The following is a 767-nucleotide window of genomic DNA, read 5'->3' as shown; positions in this document are numbered from 1 at the left end:
GCAAGGGGCTATAGCTCAGTTGGTAGAGCGCCTGCATGGCATGCAGGAGGTCAGGAGTTCAATTCTCCTTAGCTCCACAGGAGAGAGATCCGGAAACGGACTCTCATCCACCGAAGTGTGAAGCGGGCCACCCGGACAGGGTGGCCCGCTTCTTCGTATGCCCCTCCCCGTCCCGCGAGCCGTGCGGGCCCGGTGACCGCTGCGGTACCCTGACGCCATGCGTGCTGTACGCCTTCTGCTTACCGAGCCGCGCTGATCAAGAGCCGGTCCCCCGATGAAAGGGGCCGGAACCAGCGCGGCCACCCCCTCCTGTGCGAGGGGTTTTTTCATTGGGCGGCGGCTCCGGTTCCGGGGCACGGCCGCCGGGCGGAGCCCCGGGGTCCCGCCCCGCCGGAAGCGTGAGCAGAGACGACCGATGGAGCTTGAGGATCATGAGCGAGACGAATTCCGCCGCGTCCCCCGCGGAGGGCGCCACCGCGCCGCACCGCTACACGGCGGCGATGGCCGCCGAGATCGAGCCTCGCTGGCAGGACTTCTGGGACGCCGAGGGGACCTACGAGGCGCCGAACCCCACCGGTGAGCTGGCCGGGGACCCGGAGCTGGTGGCCCGCCCCAAGAAGTTCATCATGGACATGTTCCCGTACCCCTCCGGTGCGGGCCTGCACGTCGGCCACCCGCTCGGCTACATCGCGACCGACGTCTACGCCCGCTTCCAGCGGATGACCGGCCACAACGTCCTGCACACCCTGGGCTTCGACGCCTTCGGC

1 protein-coding gene and 1 tRNA gene are annotated in these 767 nt (G+C 68.8%); both read left to right on the top strand.

The features are described from left to right. Positions 1-4: 4 nt before the first annotated feature. A tRNA-Ala gene (locus tag G6W55_RS37965) sits at positions 5-77 on the top strand. 354 nt (positions 78-431) lie between these two features. Then, positions 432-767: class I tRNA ligase family protein (locus G6W55_RS37960; RefSeq protein WP_175525101.1), on the top strand; the 336-nt coding region annotated here is incomplete at its 3' end.

The sequence above is a fragment of the Streptomyces sp. CAI-85 genome, from assembly GCF_013363615.1.
Lineage (GTDB): Bacteria > Actinomycetota > Actinomycetes > Streptomycetales > Streptomycetaceae > Streptomyces > Streptomyces antibioticus_B.
This window is presented reverse-complemented; position numbering and strand designations above follow the sequence as displayed.